The sequence below is a fragment of the Brevibacterium oceani genome (assembly GCF_013623835.1).
GTDB lineage: Bacteria > Actinomycetota > Actinomycetes > Actinomycetales > Brevibacteriaceae > Brevibacterium > Brevibacterium oceani.
The window spans coordinates 283,034-306,763 of record NZ_JABKDE010000002.1 but is presented as its reverse complement, the minus strand read 5'-3'; the positions used below and the strand labels follow the sequence as shown (position 1 = coordinate 306,763).

15 protein-coding genes and 1 tRNA gene are annotated in these 23,730 nt (G+C 66.9%); 3 read left to right on the top strand and 13 right to left on the bottom strand.

What is annotated here, in order from left to right; genetic code table 11:
* Nucleotides 1-10 precede the first annotated feature (10 nt).
* Genes coaE through rpsA form a run of 3 tightly spaced genes read right to left on the bottom strand, consistent with a single transcriptional unit; the run spans nucleotide 11 to nucleotide 4,598 of the window.
* Entirely contained in the window at nucleotides 11-1,222 is a 1,212-nt protein-coding gene (coaE, locus tag HK401_RS04605) for a dephospho-CoA kinase (protein ID WP_181273498.1), read from the bottom strand.
* Between the two features lie 30 nt (nucleotides 1,223-1,252).
* Complete coding sequence (locus HK401_RS04600; RefSeq protein ID WP_309135909.1) at nucleotides 1,253-3,067, bottom strand: hypothetical protein; 1,815 nt, start codon at nucleotides 3,065-3,067, stop codon at nucleotides 1,253-1,255.
* A gap of 46 nt (nucleotides 3,068-3,113) precedes the next feature.
* Nucleotides 3,114-4,598, bottom strand: coding sequence for a 30S ribosomal protein S1 (rpsA, locus tag HK401_RS04595; RefSeq protein ID WP_181273497.1), 1,485 nt, complete (start codon nucleotides 4,596-4,598; stop codon nucleotides 3,114-3,116).
* Nucleotides 4,599-4,804: 206 nt separating this feature from the next.
* Between rpsA and HK401_RS04590 the strand changes: the two genes are divergently transcribed.
* Nucleotides 4,805-5,644, top strand: coding sequence for a class I SAM-dependent methyltransferase (locus HK401_RS04590; RefSeq protein WP_181273496.1), 840 nt, complete (start codon nucleotides 4,805-4,807; stop codon nucleotides 5,642-5,644).
* Between the two features lie 318 nt (nucleotides 5,645-5,962).
* Here HK401_RS04590 and polA read toward each other — a convergent pair whose 3' ends face one another.
* Nucleotides 5,963-8,629 (bottom strand): DNA polymerase I, encoded by a 2,667-nt coding sequence (gene polA / locus HK401_RS04585; protein ID WP_181273495.1) that lies wholly within the window; start codon nucleotides 8,627-8,629, stop codon nucleotides 5,963-5,965.
* A 41-nt stretch (nucleotides 8,630-8,670) separates the two neighbouring features.
* Here polA and HK401_RS04580 point away from each other — a divergent pair, with 41 nt between their 5' ends.
* Nucleotides 8,671-9,129 (top strand): PaaI family thioesterase, encoded by a 459-nt coding sequence (locus HK401_RS04580; RefSeq protein ID WP_181273494.1) that lies wholly within the window; start codon nucleotides 8,671-8,673, stop codon nucleotides 9,127-9,129.
* A 161-nt stretch (nucleotides 9,130-9,290) separates the two neighbouring features.
* Here the strand turns inward: HK401_RS04580 and HK401_RS04575 are convergent, their stop codons facing one another.
* A complete protein-coding gene (locus HK401_RS04575) occupies nucleotides 9,291-9,911 on the bottom strand; it encodes an ANTAR domain-containing response regulator (RefSeq protein ID WP_181273493.1) in 621 nt (206 codons plus the stop codon).
* A gap of 164 nt (nucleotides 9,912-10,075) precedes the next feature.
* Here HK401_RS04575 and HK401_RS04570 point away from each other — a divergent pair.
* Nucleotides 10,076-10,157 (top strand) — tRNA-Leu (locus HK401_RS04570).
* A 112-nt stretch (nucleotides 10,158-10,269) separates the two neighbouring features.
* On the opposite strand, the gene HK401_RS04565 is transcribed toward HK401_RS04570, so the two are convergent.
* From HK401_RS04565 to trpB, 8 genes are all read right to left on the bottom strand, one after another.
* The gene (locus HK401_RS04565) at nucleotides 10,270-10,869 is read right to left on the bottom strand and encodes a GNAT family N-acetyltransferase (RefSeq protein ID WP_219921717.1); all 600 of its coding nucleotides are present in this window, start codon (nucleotides 10,867-10,869) and stop codon (nucleotides 10,270-10,272) included.
* A 151-nt stretch (nucleotides 10,870-11,020) separates the two neighbouring features.
* Nucleotides 11,021-12,409, bottom strand: coding sequence for a dicarboxylate/amino acid:cation symporter (locus HK401_RS04560; protein WP_181273492.1), 1,389 nt, complete (start codon nucleotides 12,407-12,409; stop codon nucleotides 11,021-11,023).
* 220 nt (nucleotides 12,410-12,629) lie between these two features.
* Nucleotides 12,630-14,165 (bottom strand): pyruvate kinase, encoded by a 1,536-nt coding sequence (gene pyk / locus HK401_RS04555; protein WP_181273491.1) that lies wholly within the window; start codon nucleotides 14,163-14,165, stop codon nucleotides 12,630-12,632.
* A gap of 115 nt (nucleotides 14,166-14,280) precedes the next feature.
* A complete protein-coding gene (locus tag HK401_RS04550; protein WP_181273490.1) occupies nucleotides 14,281-15,726 on the bottom strand; it encodes a glutamate synthase subunit beta in 1,446 nt (481 codons plus the stop codon).
* Nucleotides 15,719-20,419 carry a glutamate synthase large subunit gene (gene gltB / locus HK401_RS04545; RefSeq protein WP_181273489.1) on the bottom strand — a complete coding sequence of 1,567 codons (4,701 nt, stop codon included), beginning with the start codon at nucleotides 20,417-20,419 and terminating at the stop codon, nucleotides 15,719-15,721. The genes HK401_RS04550 and gltB overlap by 8 nt, the downstream gene beginning before the upstream one ends.
* 188 nt (nucleotides 20,420-20,607) lie before the next feature.
* On the bottom strand, nucleotides 20,608-21,708 hold the full coding sequence (locus HK401_RS04540) for a prolipoprotein diacylglyceryl transferase (protein ID WP_181273488.1): 1,101 nt from the start codon (nucleotides 21,706-21,708) through the stop codon (nucleotides 20,608-20,610).
* Nucleotides 21,705-22,496: a tryptophan synthase subunit alpha gene (gene trpA / locus HK401_RS04535; protein ID WP_181273487.1), complete on the bottom strand. Its 792-nt coding sequence runs from the start codon at nucleotides 22,494-22,496 to the stop codon at nucleotides 21,705-21,707. Before trpA ends, HK401_RS04540 begins: the two co-directional genes overlap by 4 nt.
* Nucleotides 22,493-23,707, bottom strand: a complete 1,215-nt coding sequence (trpB, locus tag HK401_RS04530) for a tryptophan synthase subunit beta (RefSeq protein WP_181273486.1) — start codon at nucleotides 23,705-23,707, stop codon at nucleotides 22,493-22,495. The genes trpA and trpB overlap by 4 nt, the downstream gene beginning before the upstream one ends.
* Between the last annotated feature and the right edge of the window lie 23 nt (nucleotides 23,708-23,730).

Sequence of the window (23,730 nt, the reverse complement as noted above, 5' to 3'; positions counted from 1 at the left end):
GATCGGCCGCTCAGTCGAAGCTCTCCGAGACGAGGCGCCGGCGCATCTCGAGGAAGTACGGCTCCTTCGCCTCCGCATAGGCGTTCGTCGCCTCGGTGTCGGATCCGGCCGCGGATCCTGCTGCCGCCTCGGCGTCGGTCCCTGCCTCGGAGATCACCCGTTCGACGAGCCCGCGTTTGAGTTCCAGGTAGCGCTCCCTCTCCCCCGCATCGGTTCGCAGCAGGTCTCGGAAGACGAGGGCGAAGCGCGCCCCGACCGAGCCCTCCGTGCGCACATGCAGATTGACCGCTCGCCCGGGATCCGTGTTCGCGTGGAACCATTTCCCTTCGAGATCGCCCTCGCCGAGGTGGTCGGACAGTTCGCGTCCGGGGTACCCGAGTTCGGCGAGGCGGGGTGCCAGCAAGCGTGCAGTGTCGAGGTCGGGGACGATGAGCTGGAGATCGATGACGTCCTTGGCGGGCAGTTCCGGCACCGAGGTGGATCCGATGTGGTCGATCGCGAAGCGCTCACCGGTTCCGTGCCGCAGCTTTGCGATCACGCGGGCGGCGTCTCCGACCCAGTCGGCGTCCGCGGGGTCGGTGAGGCGCAGTGCCGGCCGGGCAGCACGGCGCTGAGCGACGAGATTCTCCGCGAACGGGTCGATCCTCGTCTCGAGGAGCCGGCGCACCGCGTCGCGGGTGGCTTCGATGTCTCCCGAGTTGTCGATGATGACATCGCAGGCGGCGCGTCGGGTCTCGTCGTCGGCCTGCCGGGCGATTCGTGCCTCGGCGTCCGCGCGGTCCATTCCGCGGGAGTCCATGAGTCGGCCCAGACGCACCTCAGCGGGCACGTCGACGAGCAGGTTGAGGTGGTAGCCGGGAGTCATCGAGTTCTCGACGAGCAGGGGCACATCGTGGACGACGATGTCCGCCTCGGCGTGGCGAGCGAAATGCTCGGCGGTGCGGTCCCTGATGGCAGGGTGCATGAGTCCGTTGAGGGTGGCGGTGCGATCGCTGTCGACGAAGGCCGCGGCCGCGAGTGCGGCACGGTCGAGGGCGCCCTCGGCATCGAGGATCTGCGGACCGAAGGCCTCGACGAGGCTGTCGAGCAGCGGCTCACCGGGCGCGACGACCTCGCGGGCGATTCGGTCGGCGTCGATGAGCGCCGCTCCGTGGTCGACGAGCATCGCGGACACTGTTGACTTTCCGGCGCCGATTCCGCCGGTCAGACCGATTCTCAGCATGATGTCATCCTAACGAGCCGGCGCCTGCGCTCAGAGTCTGTACACGCGCACGCCCTGATCGGCGTACTCCGGCTGCCCGACGGCCTCGTCGAGGAACTGTGCATACGCGCGCTGTCCTCCCGGCAGCAGCGGAGCCTCGGGGGCGAGGACGATGTAGTCGACGCCGGAGGTGCGCAGATCGGCGATCGCCTCGGCCGCCTCGGCGCTCTGCGGGTCCGGGATCGGGTCACCGTCGAACACGGAGGCGTGCAGCAGCTCATCGAGGCTGTCCTCGGGCGCCGTGTAGATCACGGACGAGTCGGGGGACGAGCCGATGAAGTACCCGCCGGTCTCCCTGTACCGGAATCCGCTCACGGACTGCCACACCATCGCCTCATCGGCGTGAGGTTCGGCCCAGGCCAGCGGGCGGGGGAAGGTCTTGACGACTGCTCCGGAGGGGACCACCTCGGCGATGGCATCGGAGTAGAAGTCGGGGACGGTGACTTCGCGCGCGATCTGCGGCCCAGGGACGACGCTGACGGCTGCGAGGGCGAGCAGCCCGATGAGGACGCGGGCGCGCACGAGGTCACGGTGCTTCAGCGACCACTCGAGGCCGACGCCGAGGATGGCGAAGAGCGCGATCGTCGAGTGGAGAACGAGCCGCATGGGCAGGATGTTGTTGAGGACGGGAACGGCTTCGACGAGAGCGAACGGCCCGGTCTCGGTGAGCACCCGCCCGCCGAGCAGGATCGGCGATCCGAGCGCGAGGGCGAACACGAGCATTCCCGTCGCCGCGGAGACGCGAAGAATGCGACGATAACGCGAGCGAAGGGACAGGCCGATGAGGATGACGAGGGCGACCAGCAGCGCGGGCACACCGACGTAGGCACCGAGCTCGGCCGGGTCGATGTCCATGATGCGCGGAAGTGGGGACACTCCGGTGCTCAGCCAGGCAGGAGCAGCCGGCAGGATCGGGTCGAGGAGGTCGGTGTTCCACACGCCGTGCGGTCGGATGGCGCCGTCGGGGGCGTTCGGACCGGCCATGGTGATGAGCAGCGGCACCGCGCAGATCGCGGCGATGAGGCCGGCGATGACCGACCCGAGGCCGAGGGCCGCCCAGGAGCGTGAGGTGAGGGCGCGACGAGCGAACAGCGCGAGGACGACGAGGAGGCAGAGGGCGGCGAGGAACGTTCCTGCGAGCACCTCGGTGGAGACGTAGAACTGGAACCCGAGCACGAGTCCGAAGACGATGCCGATCCGCCAGATCCGCCGGTCATCGGTCTTCGCATCGTTCGTTCGGCCGAGTCCGAGCAGTGCGAGGATCGCCCAGGCGGTCAGTGGCGGGGTGACGGCGAAGGCAAGGTTCGGATGCCCACCGAGCTGGGCGATGACGTAGCTGGAGAAGCCGACCCCGCCGGCGGCGATGAAGGCGGGAAGTCGATCGAGGAACCGGCGATAGAGCACCGCGGTGGCGAGGCTGACGAGGACCGGGGTGGCCAGCACGAGCAGGTTGTAGCTGATGATCGGCCCGGCTGCCCAGGTGAGCGGGGCCAGGAGGAGAGCAATGCCGGCCAACGAGGTGTTCCAGGCGCCGTTGACTCCCTCGCCGAGGGCGTTCATCGAATCCGTGTACAGCAGGCCGCCCGCTTGGCCGGATCCGAAGCCGAGGACGTCGGCGAGCACCTGCGCACCGTGGCCGAGCCACCAGATGAAGAGGGACGTGTCGTCGTTGTCGGCGACGACCGACCCGGACGGGTCTGCCGCGACGGTGCCGAAGATCGTCAGACTGCCCAGGGACAGCAGCACTGTGTACCACAGCCAGGGCCGGGCACGCTGCATGCGTGTGGGAGGCGTGAGGGCATACACAAAGGGCTCCCGATCTTTCGACCGGGAGCCCTTCGGGTAGCTGTTATCAGCTGCCTGCAAGCTTCTCACGCAGAGCTGCGAGAGCTTCGTCGCTGGCCAGGGTGCCTTCGTCGTTCGCCTCTTCCGAGGAGAACGATCCGGTGGCCGGTGCGGCATCGGCAGAGCCGACGGCATCGGCGGCGGAGGCCTCGGCGTCAGCAGCGACGGCCTTGGCGACCTGCTTCTTGTGCTCTTCCCAGCGTTCCTGAGCGGCGGCGTACTGCTGCTCCCAGGTCTCGCGCTGAGCCTCGTAGCCCTCGACCCATTCGTTGGTCTCGGGGTCGAAGCCCTCGGGGTACTTGTAGTTGCCGTCCTCGTCGTACTCCTGCGGCATGCCGTAGAGAGCGGGGTCGAGGAACTCTTCGGCCTCGGGATCGACGCCTTCGTTCGCCTGCTTCAGCGACAGCGAGATCCGGCGACGCTCGAGGTCGATGTCGATAACCTTGACGTAGATGGTCTCGTCGACGGAGACGACCTGCTCCGGCAGATCCACGTGGCGCACGGCCAGCTCGGAGATGTGGACGAGGCCCTCGATGCCGTCCTCGACGCGGACGAATGCGCCGAAGGGAACGAGCTTCGTGACCTTGCCCGGAACGATCTGTCCGATGACGTGGGTGCGGGCGAAGTGCTGCCAGGGATCTTCCTGGGTGGCCTTGAGCGAGAGCGAGACGCGCTCACGGTCCATGTCGACGTCGAGGACCTCGACGGTGACCTCGTCACCGACGGTGACGACCTCACCCGGGTGATCGATGTGCTTCCATGACAGCTCGGAGACGTGGACGAGTCCGTCGACACCACCGAGGTCGACGAAGGCACCGAAGTTGACGATGGACGACACGACGCCGGGACGGACCTGGCCCTTCTGCAGAGTCTGCAGGAAGTCGTGGCGGACGGCCGACTGGGTCTGCTCGAGCCAGGCGCGGCGGGACAGCACCACGTTGTTGCGGTTCTTGTCGAGCTCGATGATCTTGGCCTCGACCTGCTGGCCGATGTAGGGGGCGAGGTCGCGGACGCGACGCATCTCGACCAGAGAAGCGGGCAGGAAGCCGCGTAGCCCGATGTCGACGATCAGGCCGCCCTTGACGACCTCGATGACGGTGCCGGTGACGACGCCGTCGTCTTCCTTGATCTTCTCGATGTCGCCCCAGGCGCGCTCGTACTGAGCACGCTTCTTGGAGAGCATGAGACGACCCTCTTTGTCTTCCTTCTGAAGAACGAGGGCTTCGATCTCGTCCCCGACCTCGACGACTTCGCCGGGATCGACATCGTGCTTGATGGAAAGCTCCCGTGCGAGGATGACGCCTTCCGTCTTGTATCCGATGTCAACGAGTACTTCGTCGCGGTCGACCTTGACGACTTCGCCTTCGACGATGTCGCCATCGTTGAAGTACTTAATCGTCTCGTCGACGGCGGCGAGAAAGTCCTCAGCGGTTCCGATGTCATTGACAGCGACCTGCTTCGGCTGCACCGATTCCGGCGTGGTGGTGGTCATATAGGTAGGGACTCCGATGGAATATTGGTCCAGATCCGATACTCTGTCGGCAGGTCGTTGATGTTGCCAGCAGAACCGAATCCGGTCTCGATTGCGAATTTGGACTCGTATGCACAGGCGCATACGGTTGTCAATACTAGCACCATCCTGGGCGTGAATGCACGCCGAGGATTCGAATCTTCGGCACTTGTGGCCACGGAGGAATGATGAGCGAGGGAACTGACGGAGCCGAGGTCATCAGCGGCGGCTATCTCCCGATCGATGAAGAGGCCTCTGTCCGGGCCAATCGCAGCTATTGGGACAACTCTGCGGAGGAGTATTTGGCCGAACACGGCACCTTCCTCGGTGCCTCCGATTTCATCTGGTGTCCGGAGGGAATTCACGAATCGGACGTCCACCTCCTCGGCGATGTCGCTCGCAGGCAGGTCCTCGAGGTCGGCTGCGGTGCGGGGCAGTGTTCGCGCTGGCTGGCCGAACAGGGCGGAATCGCCACCGGGGTCGACGTCTCGGCCGGAATGCTCGAACAGGCCTCGCGGCTGCAGCGTGAGCACCCGCTGAGCGACCAGGCCACTCCCCCGACGTTCCTCCTGGCCGATGCCCGCCAGCTGCCCTTCGCCTCGAACAGCTTCGACATCGCGTTCTCCTCCTACGGCGCGCTCCCCTTCGTCAAGGACGCTGAGGTGGTCTTCGCCGAGGTGGCCCGCGTCGTCCGCCCCGGCGGCCAGTGGGTGTTCTCGACCACGCACCCGATGCGCTGGATGTTCCCCGACGTTCCCGGCGAGGCGGGGCTGACGGTCGAGTACTCGTACTTCGACCGCACCCCCTACGTCGAGCTGTCCTCGGCCGGTCAGCCGGTCTACGCCGAACATCACCGGACGATGAGCGACTGGGTGCGCCAGCTCGTGGCCGCCGGCTTCACCATCGACTCGGTGACCGAACCCGAGTGGCCCGAGTCGAATCAGACGGCGTGGGGCGGATGGTCACCGCTGCGCGGAGCCCTCATGCCCGGCACGGTGATCTTCTCGACGACCCTGGCGAAGGACTGAAGCGGCCGCCCGCACGTCGACTGACGCGAAGCGACGTCGAGTAACGCAGTACGCGCTCGGCTAACGCAGTACGCGCTCGGCTAACGCAGTACGCGCTCGGCTAACGCAGTACGCGCTCGGCTAACGCAGTACGCGCTCGGCTAACGCAGTACGCGCTCAGGTCACGCGAAACTCGATAAAGTCGTCACTGGCGACGACTTTATCGAGTTTCGCGTGACCTGAGGCGCGACGACCTCGTTCACGGCGGAGCGCACGTGTCGATCCGTTGACGACTCGAAAAGTGCGCTCCGCCTTGAACGAGCATGGGAGCCGGGCGGTTCAGTGGGCGGCGGCGTGCCAGGAGATGCCGGTGCCGACGTTGACGTCGAGGGGCACGTCGAGTTCGTAGGCCGAACCCATCTCCTCCGTGACGATCGCGCTCACCTCGTCGAGTTCGTCCGGTCGCACGTCGACGATGATCTCGTCGTGGACCTGCAGCAGCATCGGCGACTCCAGGTCCTCGAGGCGGCCGGCGACCTTGAGCATCGCGAGCTTCATGATGTCGGCGGCCGAACCCTGGATCGGAGCGTTGAGGGCGGCACGTTCGGCCATGTCCCGCAGCTGCCGCCGATCGCTGTGCAGGGCAGGCAGGTAGCGTCTGCGGCCCATGATGGTCTCCGTGTAACCTTTCGCCCGGGCCTGCTCGACGATCTCATCGAGGTAGTCCTTCACGGCGCCGAAGCGTTCGAAGTACTGCTCCATGAGCGCCTTGGCCTCGTCCACGCCGATCGCGAGCTGGCGGGAGAGGCCGTAGGCTGAGAGACCGTAGACGAGACCGTAGGACATCGCCTTGACCTTCGACCGCATCTCGGAGTCGACCTCGTCGATGCCGACGCCGAAGACCTTCGAACCCACATAGGAGTGCAGGTCCTCGCCGTCCTTGAACGCCTGGATGAGAGCGGCGTCCCCGGACAGGTGGGCCATGATGCGCATCTCGATCTGTGAGTAGTCGGCCGTGAGCAGGCAGCCGCCCTTCACTTCGGGGTCGGCGATGAAGATCTCGCGGATGCGGCGTCCGGATTCGGTGCGCACCGGGATGTTCTGCAGGTTCGGGTCGAGTGAGGACAGACGCCCGGTCGCGGCCACGGTCTGCTGATACGTGGTGTGGATGCGTCCGTCGTCGGCGACGGTCTTCAGCAGCCCGACGACGGTCTGTTTGAGCTTCGTCGAGTCCCGGTAGGCCTGCAGATGCTGGAGGAACGGGTGTTCGGTCTTGACGAAGAGTTCGGCCAGGGCATCGGCGTCGGTCGTGTAACCGGTCTTCGTGCGTTTCGTCTTCGGCATGTCGAGTTCGTCGAAGAGCACGGTCTGCAGCTGCTTGGGCGATCCGAGGTTGACCTCGTGTCCGATCGCGTCGTAGGCCTCCTGCGCGCTGGCTTCGGCCTGTTTGGTGAATTCCTCGATGAGTTCGGACAGACCGGACTCGTCGACGGCGATGCCCCGCAGCTCCATCATCGCGAGCACGGGTACGAGCGGCAGTTCGATGGCACGGTAGACCTCGGTCATGTTCGCATCGTCCACGGCCTGCGCGAGCACCTCGTGGACCTCGAGCAGTGCGGCGGCGCGCTGTCCATGTGTGGTCGACGTCGCGTCCGAGTCGAGTTCGAGGGCGAGTTGGCCCGAATCGGCTTCGGGTTCGCTCAGGTCGATTCCCGCGCGGTCGGCGGCGATCTGGCCGAGTTCGTACGAACGGGCATCGGGAACGAGGAGGTACGCCGCCAGGGCAGTGTCGCCGCCGATGTCGCGGACCTTGAGACCGATCGAATCCCAGGCCTTGATCTGCAGCTTCGCGCTGTGGAGGATGAGCGATCGCTGCGCGAATGCGGAACCGAGCGCGGCGATCGCCGAGGCGGCCGCCTCGGCGAGGTCGACGACCCACGCCTGGCCAGGTTCTGCGGAGACTGCGAGCACCCGCGCCTCACCGTGGCCGAGTTCGAATCGGGCATCCGAATCGACCGCGAGCACATCGTGTGCGGAGATCTTCTCGAGCAGACCGTCGACGTCGACGGTCTCGATCCGGGTCTCCCGGGCCGGCGCGGTCTCTGCCTCGGACTCGGCGGCATCGGGGAAGATCGCGGCCAGCCGTCTGCCCAGCGCCTGGAATTCGAGCTGGTCGAACAGGCTCGACAGTTCCGTCGGATCGCCCTCGCCCCAGGCGAGGTCGTCGAAGGACAGCCCGAGGTCGACGTCGTCGAGGAGACGGTTGAGTCGATAGTTCCGCTCCACCTCGGCGATGTGGTCGCGCAGCTTCTCCCCCACCTTGCCGCCGATCTCCTCGGCGTGCTCGAGCACACCGGGCAGGTCGCCGTGAGCGGTGAGCCATTTGGCGGCGGTCTTGTCGCCGACTCCGGGGACGCCGGGCAGGTTGTCGGCCTTCTCACCGACGAGTGCGGCCAGGCCGCGGTAGTTCGCGGGTGTGACGCCGTACTTCTCCTCGATCGCCTCCGGCGTCATTCGGTTGAGGTCGCTGACCCCGCGCTTGGGGTAGAGGATCGTCACGGTGTCCGTGGCGAGCTGGAAGGAGTCCTTGTCCCCGCTCATCACCTCGACCTCGGCACCCGCCTCGGTGCCCAGTCGCGACATCGTCGCCAGGGCGTCGTCGGCTTCGAAGCCCTCCTTCGTCACCACGCGGATGCCCATCGCGGTGACGATGTCCTTGATGAGGTCGATCTGCGGGTGGAACTCGGGCGGCGTCTTCGCCCGCCCGGCCTTGTAGTCGGCGTATTCCTCGAGCCGGAACGTCTGCCGTCCGAGGTCGAAGGCCACAGCCACATGGCTCGGCGCCTCATCGCGGAGGACGTTGATGAGCATGGAGATGAAGCCGTAGATGGCGTTCGTCGTCTGCCCCGTGCTGGTCGAGAAGTTCTCGACCGGCAGGGCGTGGAAAGCCCGGTAGGCCAGGGAGTGTCCGTCGATGAGCAGGAGGGATTCGTTTGAGTGACTCACATGGCATAGCCTATCGTTCGAAGCTGACTTGAAGGAGTGCGATGTTCCGACCACAGGTATCACTGACCGACGATGCGACCGAGGATCAGTGCGCCACGCTGCTGACCCAGCTCAACGGGCCCGGGGCTCGCGGTGCGCTGGCCGAGCGCATGGGCATCAAGTTCGTCTCACTGACACCTGAGCAGGTCGTCGGCTCCGTCGCCGTCGAGGGCAACACGCAGCCGATGGGTCTCTTCCATGGAGGCGGTCACGTCGTGCTCGCGGAATCGCTGGCCTCGATGCATTCGTTCCTCATCTCCGGCGGGAAGAACGTCGTCGGCGTCGACCTCAACGCCACCCATCTGCGGGCGGCCAGGGAGGGCACCGTCACCGGGACCGCCTCGGTGCTCCATCAGGGACGCACGATCGTCAGTCATGAGGTGAGGATGACAGACGAGGCGGGGCGGTTGCTCTCGATCGTGCGGATCACGAACATGATCCTCAAAACCGAACCGAAATGAGCCGATGATCGGCAGCGCCGAGGTGGTGCCGACCCACCGCGCCGAGATGGTCACGATCGCGCCGTCCGACGCCGACGTATGAGAGAGGCCGACGAATCCGGTCCGGATTCGTCGGCCTCTCTGTTCGGACAGTGGTGCGGGTGGACTCCACCCGGGCGGTTCTACTTCTTCGTGCCGATCTGCTTGAGCACGGTCTCGGCGACCTCACGCATCGTCAGGCGACGGTCCATCGACGTCTTCTGGATCCATCGGAAGGCCTCGGGCTCGCTCAGACCCATCGAGGTCTGGAGCAGGCTCTTGGCGCGCTCGACGAGCTTCCGGGTCTCGAAGCGTTCGGTGAGATCGGAGATCTCGGATTCGAGGGAGCTGATCTCCGCGTGACGCGAGAGAGCGATCTCCAGGGCCGGGATGAGATCGGCCGAGGTGAACGGCTTGACCACATAGGCCATCGCGCCGGCGTCGCGGGCGCGTTCGACGAGTTCCTTCTGCGAGAACGCGGTGAGCAGGACGACGGGAGCGATGCGGGCGCGAGCGATGCGCTCAGCCGCGGAGATGCCGTCGAGGATGGGCATTTTGATGTCCATGACGACGAGGTCCGGGCGGAGCTCTTCGGCCAGGCGGATGGCGGATTCGCCGTCCGCAGCCTCGCCGACGACGTCGTAGCCGACCTCGCGCAGCATCTCTACGATATCGAGACGAATCACTGCCTCGTCTTCGGCCACGACGACGCGGCGGACCGGCACGGATTCATCTGTCGTTGATTCTTCGCTGTTTGAAAGCACGTCACCAGTCTAGACCAGCCCTGCTGGCTCCCGGAAAGCGGTGGCACAAGTTTCTGCTGTGAGGGTGCCCACGACCGGTGATGCCGGTGACAATTGTGCAATCGGCGCACTCCCGCAGTAGACTCATCCCGTCGCCAAGGTGGCCCGAGGGCAGCCTGGCGCGTGCCGGATTGGCGGAATCGGTAGACGCGGTGCACTCAAAATGCATTGTCGAAAGACGTGCGGGTTCGAGTCCCGCATCCGGTACGGACGAAGGCACTGTCGAGTGAGTTCTCGACAGTGCCTTCTGTGTGTCCCGGTGCCTCCTGTGTGTCCCGGCTCCCCTGCGGGTGATAGGCCGAAATGTGCGCCGCGCCGGTCAGGTGACCCTGAGGTCGAGGGCGTAGAGATGAGTGTCGAAGCGCTGCTGCCCGACCGCGACGAATCCGGGCAGCAGCCCATAGCGGGTGAAGCCGAGTGATTCGTAGAGTCGGATCGCTCGTACGTTGTCGCCGCGCAGATCGAGGGTGATGACCTCGACGCCGGCTTCCCGTGCCGAGGTGATGAGCGCCTGCATCAGTCCCCTGCCGATGCCGCCGCCGTGGTCCCGGGGATCGACGGCGACCTTCTCGATGTCGACATGGGGTCGGTGGGTCGGGCGGGTGTAGCGCCTCCAGTAGGCGATGCCGACGATGCGCTCTCCCGTCCCATCACAACCGGGACGCCCATCGTCGCTCTGCACGGCCAGCGCCACGCTCGACTCCCCCGCGGTGATGCCCTCGGCCACATTCGCCAGCAGCGCCGACACCTGTTCTCGGTCCGGCGGATCGACCCAGCCGAGCGCGGCGCCCGCGCTGACGAGATCGGCGAAGATCTCGGTGATCTGCGTGAGTTCGGCCTCCGAGACGCCAGCGGCCGGCATGAGCGAGATGCTCACGCCGGCCGGGCGTCTATCGGAGGGCGGGGATGGCTGCGCCATGACGGATCCTCTCCATCGATGTTCGTCCTGTGATGACGAACCTACCGGATTCACTCCGACGAGCCCCTCCGCGAGGACCCCGCGGAAGCACGAACTCTGCCTGAAGAGACCCGTGGCATCGGTGGGAGGACCTGAACCTCCGGTGGGAGGATCAGCGCAGCTGCACCTCGCTGTCAGCGCCGGTCACCGACTCAGCATCGCCCTCGTCCATGTCCTCATCTTCGACGGGAACGTAGCCGTTGATGCGCGGAGCGTCGAAACGGTCGACGTCGAGGATGTCGTGCCGCTTGGCCACGATCGCGGGGATGAGTGCCTGACCGGAGACGTTGAGCCCGGTGCGACCCATGTCGACGATCGGTTCGATGGCCAGCAGCAGGCCCACCCCCTCGAGCGGCAGGCCGAGGGTCGACAGCGTGAGCGTGAGCATCACGGTCGCGCCGGTCGTGCCCGCCGTCGCCGCCGAGCCGATCACGGCGACGAAGATGATGAGCAGGTACTGGATGAGTGAGAGGTCGACGCCGAAGAACTGGGCGACGAAGACCGCGGCGATGGCCGGATAGATCGCGGCGCAGCCGTCCATCTTCGTCGTCGCCCCGAACGGCACGGCGAACGCGGCGTAGGAGTCGGGCACGCCGAAGTTGTCGGTTGCGACCTTCTGCGTCACCGGCATGGTCCCGATCGACGACCGCGAGACGAATCCCATCTGCGTGGCCGGCCACACGCCGGAGAAGTACTGGCGCACGGAGAGCCCGTTGGCGCGCGCAAGCAGCGGGTAGACGACGAAGAACACGATCGCCAGGCCGACATAGACGGCGACGACGAACCACAGCAGGGAGCCCATGGTCGACCAGCCGTAGGAGTTCACGGCGTTGCCGATGAGTCCGAGGGTGCCGATCGGCGCAATGCGCACGATCCACCACACGACCTTCTGCACCACGGCCAGCGCCGCCTCGACGAATTCGAGGAACGGCTCTGCGGCCTTGCCGACCTTCACCGCGGCGATGCCGATGGCACCGGAGACGATGATGAGCTGGAGGATGTTGAAGTCGACCTCTGAGGCCAGTCCCCCGCCGTCATCGGCGGCGGTGGAGACCTCGAGTCCGAGCACGTTGTGCGGGATGAGTCCGGTGAGGAAGCCGATCCAGCTGCCCTGTGAGTCGGGAGCCTGGCCGCTGAGCGAGGCCGCGTCGGCATGCGCACCCGGCTGGATGACGAGGCCGAGGACGAGACCGATGATCACGGCGATGAGGGCGGTCAGCGCGAACCACAGGAGCGTCGACACGGCGAGCCTGGCAGCATTGGTGACCTTGCGCAGGTTGCCGATGCTCGCGATGATCGCGGTGATGACCAGCGGCACGACAGCCGCCTTGAGCAGGGTGACATACGACGAACCGATAGTGTCCAGGGTCTGACTGAGCCAGTTGTCCTGAGCCTCGCTGACCGGTCCCAGGGACCGGGCGACGAGCCCGAGGACGACACCGGCGATGAGTGCGATCGTCACCTGCACCCCGAATGACTTGCTCCACGCGGGCAGTCTCATAGAATTCCTCTCCTAGCTGATCCTCCCCACGGTCTGCCGAAGGGAGGTGAGGCAACACGGAGGTCAACTGTTGAGCAATCTGTGAAATTCCGCAAATCAATGTGAGGTGCGACGCACCGACGGCCTGCCCGCGAACACAGCCGCATACGCAGACGGCGCCCGCCCCTGTGATGCGGCGGACGCCGTCGATGCCGTTCCAGTGATCGTGCTCAGCACATCGTCACTGGTCTTCCCCCACGATCGGCACCTCGCGGGTGATCGGAGCCTCGGCGACGACGCCGTAGCCGGCCAGCGGATCCTCCTCGGAGTCCGTGGAGTCCTGGTAGGCGGCTGCCACGCCCTTCGCCGCGTCGCCCATCGTGTGGATCCGCAGCGCGTTCGTCGAGCCGGGGATCCCGGGAGGCGAACCGGCCACGAGGATCGACTGATCCCCTTCGCGGGCGGTGCCGTCGGCGAGCAGTACCGCGTCGACCTGGCGTGCCATCTGGTCGGTATGACGCACGGTCTTGACGAGGTAGGGGCGCACACCCCAGGTCAGGGCCAGCTGATGACGAACCTGCGGATCCGGGGTGAAGCCGAGGATCGGCCAGGCCGGGCGCAGACGCGACATGCGCCTCACGGAGTCACCGGTCTGGGAGAAGGTGCAGAGCAGGTCGATGTCGAGCTGCTCGGCGATGACCACGGCCGCGGCGGTGACGGCGCCGCCCTTCGTGTGGGGCACGGTGCCGAGCGCGGGGATCCGTTCAAGCCCGTGCTCCTCGGTCGACTCGATGATCCGACTCATCGTCCGAATCGCCTCCACCCAGTGCGCACCCACGGAGGTCTCGCCGGAGAGCATGAGTGCGTCGGCGCCGTCGAGGACCGCATTCGCACAGTCGCTGGCCTCGGCGCGGGTGGGGCGGGAGGCGTCGATCATCGTCTCGAGCATCTGAGTGGCGACGATGACCGGCTTCGCCTGCTGGCGAGCGATCTCGACGGCGCGCTTCTGCACGATCGGGACCTGCTCGAGCGGGAGTTCGACGCCGAGGTCGCCGCGGGCGACCATGATGCCGTCGAAGGCGTCGATGACGGCGTCGAGCTGGTCGACAGCCTGCGGCTTCTCGAGCTTCGCGATGACGGGGGCGGTGATTCCGACCTCGTCCATGACTGCACGGACGTCGTCCATGTCCTCGGGGCTGCGGACGAAGGACAGTGCGACCCAGTCGAAGCCGAGCTGCAGACCCCACTTGAGGTCCTCGACGTCCTTCTCCGACAGTGCGGGCACGGACACGGGCACGCCGGGCAGGTTGATGCCCTTGTGATTGGAGATCGTTCCGCCGATCTCGACTTCGGTGACGACATCCGTGGCTGTGACCTCGGTGGCCCGCAGACGCAGGCGTCCGTCGTCGATGAGCAGCGGATCGCCGACGGACACGTCGCCGGGCAGCGTGGCCAGGGTGGTGCTGACGATCTCAGCCGTGCCGGGCACGTCCCGGTTGGTGATCGTGAAGGTCGCGCCCTCGACGAGCTCGGCCTTCCCTTCGGCGAAGTTGCCCACCCGGATCTTCGGGCCCTGCAGGTCGAGCAGCACTGCCACCGGACGGCCGGAGTCGAGGGCTGCCTGACGGACCCAGGCGAACTTCTCTTCGTGTTCGTCCCGGGTGCCGTGGCTGAGGTTGAATCGGGCGACGTCGACGCCCTCATCGACGAGTTCTCTGATCTTCTCGTAGGAGTTCTGGTTCGGACCTAAAGTTGCGACTATCTTTGCACGCCTCATGCACTCCACCCTACCTGCACCGCGACGGCGGGTTCGACCCGTCCGTCGCGGTGCGATCGCGTTCGACAACCGACACCTCAGCGTGCCGAAATCTCAATTTTTGACACAGATCATCTTAGCACTTGAACCCGGTGTCGCGCGGGCCGACCGGGGCCGGCAGCCGCGTCGAACCGGTGAGGAACGTGTCCACCTCGGCCGCTGCGGCACGCCCCTCGGCGATTCCCCAGACGATGAGCGACTGGCCTCGCCCGGCGTCTCCGGCGACGAAGACGCCCGGCGTCGCGGTCTGATACGAGTCGTCACGGGCGAAGGCGCCGCCCTGACCGAGTTCGAGCCCGAGGGCCTCCGATTCGGGTCCGGAGAAGCCGAGGGCCAGCAGGATGAGATCGGCCTCGAGAACGTGCTCGGTGCCGGGTGTCGGTACGCGGCGGCCGTCGAGGAACTGTGTCTCGGCGACCTCGATTCCTCGGACCCGAGAGTTCCCGTCGCTGAGGAATCCGGTCGTCGAGGCGAGGTAGCGCCGCACGCCGCCCTCCTCGTGGGAGCTCTGCACCTCGAAGATCCGCGGCACGGTGGGCCAGGGGTCGTTTTCGCTGCGATCGGTCGGGGGCTTCGCCCCGATCGCCAGCGTCGTCACCGAGGCCGCCTTCTGACGCAGTGCGGTGCCGAGGCAGTCCGCGCCGGTGTCTCCGCCGCCGATGATGATGACGTGCTTGCCGGCCGCGTCGATCGCAGGCGGCGCAGTTTCCCCGGCCTGCACGCGGTTCGAGGGCACGAGGTAGTCCATGGCGAACTCGACGCCCTCGAGCTCGCGGCCGGCGACGGGCATGTCCCGGGGCACAGTCGCACCGGTGCACACGAGGACGGCATCGAAGCGGGCGCGCAGATCCTCCAGCGTCAGCTCCGCACCGATCTCGACCGAGGTCTCGAACCTGGTGCCCTCGGCCCGCATCTGCTCGATGCGACGGTCGATGTGGTGCTTCTCGAGCTTGAAGTCGGGGATTCCGTAGCGCAGCAGTCCGCCGAGGCGGTCGTCGCGTTCGTAGACGACGACGGTGTGTCCGGCCCGGGTGAGCTGCTGTGCGGCGGCGAGTCCGGCCGGTCCGGAGCCGATCACGGCCACGGTGTACCCGGTGATCCTCTCCGGGATCTCCGGCGTGATCAGCCCGGCGGCGAAGCCCTGGTCGACGATGCTCACCTCGACCTGCTTGATCGTCACCGCCGGCTGGTTGATGCCGAGCACGCAGGCATTCTCACACGGTGCCGGGCAGGCCCGGCCGGTGAACTCGGGGAAGTTGTTCGTCGCGTGAAGCAGTTCGACGGCTCGGGCGAGCTCGCCGCGGTACATCGCGTCGTTGAACTCCGGGATGAGGTTGCCCAGCGGGCAGCCCTGGTGGCAGAAGGGCACACCGCAGTCCATGCAGCGTGAGGCCTGCCGGCGCAGCTGCTCGGGGTCTCCGGCCTCGTAGACCTCGCGGTAGTCGAGCAGTCGGATCGGGACCGGGCGGCGCTTGGGCGTTTCGCGGTGGGGGACGGTGAGGAATCCGTGCGGATCAGCCATGGGTGACCTCCAGAATGGTGTTCCAGGCGGCGTCGGAGTCCGGGGAGTGCCCGGCTGCGGCGAATTCGGCCTGGATGTCGCGCACCGCCTGGTACGCGACGGGAATGATCTTCGTGAAGCGCGAGAGGACGTCCTCTCCGCGGCGCAGCCCGCCCAGCAGCTCGGCCGCCAGCGGTGAGCCCGTCCACTCGACGTGTTCGTCGAGGAGGCGCTCTAGCACCGTCATATCGTCGACGCCGACCCCGGTGAACCGGAAGACGCCGGCCGCACGTTCGTCGGGATTGAGACGAGCGGGGTTGAAGTCGAGGACGTAGGCGGTGCCGCCGGACATACCGGCCGCGAAGTTCCGGCCGGTCCCGCCGAGGATGACGGCGATGCCGCCGGTCATGTACTCCAGCCCGTGATCGCCGATTCCCTCGACGACCGCCTCGGCGCCGGAGTTGCGGACCATGAACCGCTCCCCCACCTGGCCGGAGACGAAGAGCTTGCCCGAGGTGGCGCCGTAGCCAAGCACATTGCCGGCGATGACGTTGTGCTCGGGCCGGGTCCGGCTGCCCTCGCCCGGGTGGACGCTGATGGTGCCGCCGGAGAGTCCCTTGCCGACGTAGTCGTTGGCGTCACCGGTCAGGTCGATGCTCACTCCTGCGGGCAGGTAGGCGCCGAGCGACTGTCCGGCTGTGCCGTGGAGCTCGAGTCGGATCGTGTCCTCGGGCAGTCCGCGCTCGGCATGGGCCCGGGTGACGTGATGGCCGAGCAGGGTGCCGGTCGAGCGGTCGGTGTTCTCGATGACCGAGCTGATCGTCACCGGCTGGCCGGTCGCGATCGCCTCGCTCGCCTGGTCGAGCAGACGCAGGTCGAGCTCTCCGGCGAAGTCGCGGATGACGGGGCCCGCGCACTTGCGCGGTCCTTCTGTCGACCCGTGGAGGTCGGCGGGCACGGTGAGGATCGACTCGAGATCGAGGTCGAGCCCCGAGGCGGCCGCCCGCTCTTGATCGATGCGCAGTCTCTCGACCGCACCGATCGCCTCGTCGAGGGAGCGGAAGCCGAGCTGGGCGAGGTAGCCGCGCACCTCCTCGGCGATGAAGGTGAAGAAGTTGACCACGTGGTCGGCCTGACCCTGGTACCGCTCGCGCAGGACCGGGTTCTGGGTGGCCACCCCGACGGGGCAGGTGTCCTTGTGGCACACGCGCATCATGATGCAGCCGGAGACGACGAGCGCCGTGGTCGCGAACCCGAACTCCTCGGCGCCGAGCAGGGCGGCGATGATGACGTCGCGTCCGGTCTTGAGCTGACCGTCGACCTGGACGCTCACGCGTTCGCGCAGACCGTTGAGCACAAGCGTCTGCTGTGCCTCGGCCAGACCGAGCTCCCAGGGGGTGCCGGCGTGCTTGAGTGAGTTGAGCGGGCTCGCACCGGTGCCGCCGTCGTGTCCGGAGACGAGGACGACGTCTGCTCCGGCCTTCGCCACACCGGCAGCCACGGTGCCCACGCCGATCGCCGAGACGAGCTTGACGTGGACGCGGGCGCGGGCGTTGGCCCGGCCGAGGTCGTGGATGAGCTGGGCGAGGTCCTCGATCGAGTAGATGTCGTGGTGCGGAGGCGGTGAGATCAGACCCACTCCCGGCGTCGCGTGACGGGTCTTCGCGATCCACGGGTAGACCTTCTCTCCCGGCAGCTGTCCGCCCTCACCGGGCTTCGCTCCCTGGGCCATCTTGATCTGCAGATCGTCGGCCTCGGTGAGGTAGTGGCTGGTCACGCCGAATCGTCCCGAGGCGATCTGCTTGATCGCCGAGCGGCGTTCGGGATCGAGGAGACGGTCGGTGTCCTCGCCGCCCTCACCGGTGTTCGACTTCCCGCCGATCCGGTTCATCGCGATCGCCAGTGTCTCGTGGGCTTCCTTCGAGATCGAGCCGTAGCTCATCGCCCCGGTCGAGAAGCGACGCATGATCGCTTCGGCCGGTTCGACCTCGGAGATATCGATCGGGCCCTGTTCGCCGGGCACGAGGTCGAAGAGTCCGCGCAGGGTCATCAGCTCGCGCGACTGTTCGTCGATCATCGCCGTGTACTCGGAGAAGATGTCGAAGCGCTTCGTCGCCGTCGCGTGCTGGAGCTTGAAGATCGTCTCCGGGCTGAACAGATGGCCCGGTCCTTCCCGACGCCACTGGTATTCCCCTCCGACCCGCAGCGGGCGGTGGGCCGGCTTCGGATGGTCGTCGCGGTAGGCGTCGGCGTGTCTGGCCGAGGTGTCCGCGGCGATGTCCGCGATGGTCTTGCCACCGAGTTGATGGGGCGTCGAGGTGAAGTGGCGATCGATGAGGTCACCGGACAGGCCGACGGCTTCGAACGTCTGCGCGCCGTGGTAGGACTGGACGGTCGAGATGCCCATCTTCGACATGATCTTGAGCATGCCCTTGTTGAGCGCGGACAGCACGTTCGCCACGGCAGCGGTCTCGCTGACCCCACGAAGACGGTCGGCCCTCACGAGCGCCTCGGCGGTCTCCATGAGCAGGTACGGGTTGACCGCCGAAGCACCGAAGGACACGAGGGTGGCCGCATGGTGGACCTCGCGCACGTCCCCGGCCTCGACGACGATGCTCACCCGCGTCCGCGTCCGCTCGCGCACGAGGTGGTGGTGCAGTGCCGAGGTGAGCAGCAGCGACGGGATCGGCGCGAGGTCGGCCGTGGACTCACGGTCGCTGAGCACGATGAAGACCACGCCTGCCTCGACGGCGGCGCTCGCCTCGGCGCACAGTGCCTCGATCCTGGCCTCCATCGCATCGGGACCCGCGTTGACCGAGTAGAGACCGGACAGGGTCACCGCCGGTCGCGGGTTCTCGGTGCCCAGGTGCTCCCCGCGGATGTGGGCGATCGCGGCGAGCTCGTCGTTGTCGATGACCGGCCTGCGCAGCATGATGTGCGCGGAATCCGGGTGATCGTGGTTGAGCAGGTTGCCCTCGCGGCCGAGTCCGGCGGCCATGGACGTGACGATGTGTTCGCGGATCGAGTCGAGCGGCGGATTCGTCACCTGCGCGAAGTTCTGGTGGAAGTAGTCGAAGAGCAGTCGCGGTCGCGTGGACAGTCCGGCGATCGCTGTGTCGGTGCCCATCGCCCCGAGCGGTTCGGCTCCGGTCTCAGCCATCGGGGAGATGAGCACGCGCAGCTCCTCCTCGGTGTAGCCGAAGGTCCGCTGACGACGGCGGACCGAAGCCTGCGGGTGCGTGACGTGGACGCGTGTGGGCAGCTCCTCCAGACGCTTGGAGCTCTGCTTGACCCATTCCTCGTAGGGGTGCTGGGTCGACAGCTGGTTCTTGATCTCGGTGTCCGAGATGATCCGCTCGGTCTCGGTGTCGACGAGGAACATCCGGCCCGGGGTCAGGCGACCGCGGGCGACGACGCTCTCCTCGGGCAGGTCGACGACGCCGATCTCGCTCGCGAGGACCACGGTGTCGTCGGTCATCACGTAGCGGGCCGGGCGCAGGCCGTTGCGGTCGAGCACGGCACCAGCGAGGCGGCCGTCGGTGAATGCGACGCAGGCGGGACCGTCCCACGGCTCCATGAGCAGAGAGTGGTATTCGTAGAAGGCGCGGCGGGAATCCCCCATGCCCGGATTGTTCTCCCAGGCCTCGGGGATCATCATGAGCATCGCCTGCGGCAGCGACCGGCCGGAGGCCTCGAGCAGCTCCACGACGGCGTTGAACGACGCCGAGTCCGAGGCTCCGGGAGAGATGATGGGACACAGACGGTCCACGCTCGTACTCGTCGTGGGCACCGGTGAGGCGAGCAGTTCGGACTCGAGCTGGGATTCCCTGGCCTGCATCCAGTTCCGGTTGCCGCGGACGGTGTTGATCTCGCCGTTGTGGGCGATCGTGCCGAAGGGCTGGGCGAGCTGCCAGGACGGGAAGGTGTTCGTCGAGAACCGCGAGTGGACGAGCGCGATCCGCGAGGTCAGGCGTTCATCGCTGAGCTCGGTGTAGTAGCTGGCGAGCTGCCCGGTCGAGAGCATGCCTTTGTAGGTGATCGTGCTCGGAGACAGCGACGGGAAGTAGATGCCCTCGTGGTCGAGTCGCTTGCGGACGATGAATGCACGCCTGCGCAGATCGGCATCGTCGCGAGCCGGGTAGCGTTCGTCGAAGCCGAAGAAGACCTGACGCATCCGCGGCTGAGTATTCAGAGCGATGTCACCGAGGACCGAATCGTCGCGGGGAACATCCCGGTACCCGAGGACGATCAGTCCCTCCTCGCCGGCGATGCTGCTGACGGTGGCCTCTTCGGCGTCGGCATCTTCGGCGCCGGCCTGCGGCAGCTCGCTCGTGCTCGCCGGGCTCACGGCGGCTTTCCGACCGACGAGGTCGGACCGGTAGTCCTGAGAGAAGAATCCGATGCCGACTGCGTACTGGCCGGGCGCCGGGAGGGTGATGCCGTGTGCCGAGAGCTCCTCGGCGAAGTAGTCGTGCGGGATCTGCAGGGTGATGCCTGCTCCGTCGCCGGTGCCTTCGTCCGAACCGATGCCGCCGCGGTGCTCGAGCTTGCGCAGCGCGGTCAGTGCCTGATCGACGACCTCGTGGTCGGCGTCTCCGCGGTAGCGGACGATGAGAGCGAGTCCGCAGGCGTCGTGTTCGAGCGCCGGATCGTAGAGTCCTGCGCGACCTGGCGGGGCCGGAGTTTTCTGGCTCGGCGAAGTCCTGTGATTCATATGGGGCCTTCTCGGGGTTGTGACGGTCTCCGAAAAGACGACGCTGTCCTCTGCGGCTTGGGCAAGCCCGGAAGCGGCGCCAGCCGGGCGGCGGCTGTGAGATGGCTCTCACAGCCGGTATAACAACTTACACCCCGGGCCAGCGGATGCCAAAGTCAGGAAAGGAGCGAAAGGTGAACCAATTCGTCTCAGTGCTCGGACGAACGATGGTCGTCGTCGCGGACCGACGGCGTGGAGTTTCCCCTCACGTCGGGCACGATCGAGATCGCCGAGGTGACCGCTCCGAAGAATCCGAAGCTGTGCCGACCGGCGAGCTGGGTCACCGCGTCGCTCTCGTCCTCCGGTGCCGAGGGCTGAGCCGCACCCGCGGCCCGTGCCTCCTCCTGCCGCTGAGTCGACATCGGCGGTGTCGTCCCACTCTGTGCTGATCGGCCCTGTGCCGACGAGTGCGGTGTCGTCGGGGCTGCGGGCGTCCGGCCAGTGCCCTGCGAATCGTCGACGATGGGCATCGAACCGGTCATCGGCTCATTGATCCCGAACGTATGCTTCCCGCGATCACGGCGGCGCAGCAGAGTGCGGGCCATGTGGACATAGACGCCGTGTTCGGGACTCCGATGCCGGATCCTCGAGACGATGAGCCAGACGACGCCGATGAGAAGGGCGAGAGCGGCCGTCCAGACGTTGACGGGCAGGCCGAGCAGCATCCGGGCATCCTCCGCCTCGGGAGTGCCGAGTCGCACAGCTTCGAGGAGGATGCGCCCGAGGCTGAACAGGCACAGGTAGAGAGCGAAGACCTGGCCGTAGCCCAGACGCAGGCGCTTCGCGACGACGATGAGGACGATGCAGGCCAGCAGGTTCCAGATCGATTCGGCCAGCACGGTCATGAGCGCTGTGCGTCCGGCGAACCAGTCGCTGAAGGCTCCGGCGACATGGCCGAGGATGAGCCCGGGGGCGACGGAGTCGAGCAGCGGCAGGAAGCGGATGCCCTGGAAGCGGGTGAGCAGCCAGACAGCGAGCAGGCCGATGAGGCTCGCACCCCAGAAGCTGAAGCCGCCGTCCCACAGCGCAAACGCCTGCAGGGGGTGACTGGAGGGACCGAAGTAGGTGTCGGGAGCGGACAGGAGATGGCCGATCCGGCCGCCGATGACGGCGGCTGGAACACCGACGACTGCGATCGCCCACATGTCTCCCCGGTGGCCGCCGCGAGACTGCCACTGGATGCTCGTCATCCACAGGGCGAGTCCGAGGCCGAGGGCGATGAAGACGGCCCAGGCAGGGCTGAAGCTCATGCACACCCTTCGGCGAGCTCGGCGGCGAGGCGGCCGAGGCCGGCCACACCGTCGGAGTCCAGGGCTCTGACCAATGCGGAGCCGACGATGACGCCGTCGGCGTAAGCGGCGACCTCGGCGGCCTGGTCTCGGGTCGAGACCCCGAGTCCGACGCAGACGCGTTCGGCGCCGGCCTCGCCCAGTCGGGAGACGAGTCCGCGGGCATGGTCGTCGACCTCGGAGCGGACGCCGGTGACGCCCATCGTCGAGGCGGCGTAGACGAAGCCGCGGCTGGCCCCGACGATGCGGTCGAGCCGTTCGGGTGTCGAGGAGGGTGCGGCGAGGAAGATCCGGTCGAGATCGTAGTCGTCGGACGCTGCCATCCAGTCCCCGGCCTCATCCGGAATGAGGTCGGGGGTGATGATTCCTCCGCCGCCGGCGGAGTCGAGATCACGGGCGAAGTCCGCGACGCCGTATTGGAGCACGAGGTTCCAGTAGCTCATGACCACGGCGGTGCCTCCGGCCGCGGCGATGGCCTCGACGGCAGTGAAGACGTCTTTCGTGCGCACACCGCATTCCAGTGCCGCTTCGGCGGCGTGCTGGATGACCGGGCCGTCCATGCCGGGGTCCGAGTACGGCAGGCCGACCTCGATGATGTCGACGCCTGCGCGGACGAGTTCGACCATCGCCTCGACGGATCCGTCGACGCTCGGGAATCCGACGGGGAGGTAGCCGATGAGAGCGGCGCTGCGTCCCGCCTCGGCGACGGAGGCCAACGTCGTGCCTGTGCGTGGACCTGAGTGCGTCATACCTGCACCGCCCCTTCATCGATGTAGTCGAACCATTTCGCTGCTGTGGTCATGTCCTTGTCGCCGCGACCGGAGAGGTTGATGAGCAGGACCGCATCGGAGCCGAGCTCGCGGCCGATGCGCATCGCCCCGGCCAGGGCATGGGCGGATTCGATCGCGGGGATGATGCCTTCGGTGCGCGAGAGCAGGCGCATGGCCTCCATCGCCTCATCGTCGACGACGGGTTCGTAGGTCACGCGTCCTGTGTCGTGAAGATGCGAGTGCTCGGGGCCGACCGACGGGTAGTCGAGGCCCGCCGAGACAGAGTGCGAGGCGCGCGTCTGGCCGTCGGAGTCCTGGAGGATGTAGGTCGCGGATCCGTGGAGGACGCCGGGGCGTCCGCCGGAGAAGCGGGCGGCGTGACGGCCCGATTCGACGCCTTCTCCGCCGGCTTCGAAGCCGTAGATCTTCACCTGTTCGTCGCCGAGGAAGGCCGCGAAGAGGCCCATGGCGTTCGAGCCTCCGCCCACGCAGGCGCACACGGCGTCGGGCAGTCTGCCTGCGGCCTCGAGGATCTGTTCGCGAGCCTCGACGCCGATGACGTTCTGGAACGAGCGGACCATCGCGGGGAACGGGTGGGGTCCGGCGACGGTGCCGATGACGTAGTGGGTGGCGTCGACGTTGGCCACCCAATCGCGCATCGCTTCGTTCATCGCGTCTTTGAGGGTGCGGGTGCCGTTCGTCACGGCATTGACCTTCGCTCCGAGCAGACGCATCCGGGCGACGTTGAGAGCCTGTCGCTGGGTGTCCTCTTCGCCCATATAGACCTCGCACTCCATGTCGAGCAGCGCGGCGACGGTCGCAGTGGCGACTCCGTGCTGTCCGGCACCGGTCTCGGCGATCAAGCGGGTCTTGCCCATCCGCTTGGCCAGCAGAGCCTGCCCGAGGGCATTGTTGATCTTGTGGCTGCCCGTGTGATTGAGGTCTTCGCGCTTGAGGAACACGCGGGCTCCGCCGCAGTGCTTCGCGAAGCGGGTGGCCTCGGTGAGCAGGGAGGGCCTGCCGATGTAGTTGCGCTGGTAGTCCAGGAGCTCATCGGTGAAGGCGGGGTCGACCTGGGACTTGCGCCAGGTCTCCTCGATCTCGTCGAGCGCCGGGATCAGCGCCTCGGGGATGAACCTGCCTCCGAACGCACCGAAGTACGGTCCGGTCTCCTCGCTCACATCGGTCATTGCGGTCCTTCTCGATCTCCTCG

Coding starts and splice junctions, on each gene's coding strand:
- coaE (WP_181273498.1), bottom strand. CDS start 1,222: ATGCTGAGAATCGGTCTGACCGGCGGAATCGGCGCCGGAAAGTCAACA.
- rpsA (WP_181273497.1), bottom strand. CDS start 4,598: ATGACCACCACCACGCCGGAATCGGTGCAGCCGAAGCAGGTCGCTGTC.
- HK401_RS04590 (WP_181273496.1), top strand. CDS start 4,805: ATGAGCGAGGGAACTGACGGAGCCGAGGTCATCAGCGGCGGCTATCTC.
- HK401_RS04580 (WP_181273494.1), top strand. CDS start 8,671: ATGTTCCGACCACAGGTATCACTGACCGACGATGCGACCGAGGATCAG.
- HK401_RS04565 (WP_219921717.1), bottom strand. CDS start 10,869: ATGGCGCAGCCATCCCCGCCCTCCGATAGACGCCCGGCCGGCGTGAGC.
- HK401_RS04560 (WP_181273492.1), bottom strand. CDS start 12,409: ATGAGACTGCCCGCGTGGAGCAAGTCATTCGGGGTGCAGGTGACGATC.
- pyk (WP_181273491.1), bottom strand. CDS start 14,165: ATGAGGCGTGCAAAGATAGTCGCAACTTTAGGTCCGAACCAGAACTCC.
- HK401_RS04550 (WP_181273490.1), bottom strand. CDS start 15,726: ATGGCTGATCCGCACGGATTCCTCACCGTCCCCCACCGCGAAACGCCC.
- gltB (WP_181273489.1), bottom strand. CDS start 20,419: ATGAATCACAGGACTTCGCCGAGCCAGAAAACTCCGGCCCCGCCAGGT.
- HK401_RS04540 (WP_181273488.1), bottom strand. CDS start 21,708: ATGAGCTTCAGCCCTGCCTGGGCCGTCTTCATCGCCCTCGGCCTCGGA.
- trpA (WP_181273487.1), bottom strand. CDS start 22,496: ATGACGCACTCAGGTCCACGCACAGGCACGACGTTGGCCTCCGTCGCC.
- trpB (WP_181273486.1), bottom strand. CDS start 23,707: ATGACCGATGTGAGCGAGGAGACCGGACCGTACTTCGGTGCGTTCGGA.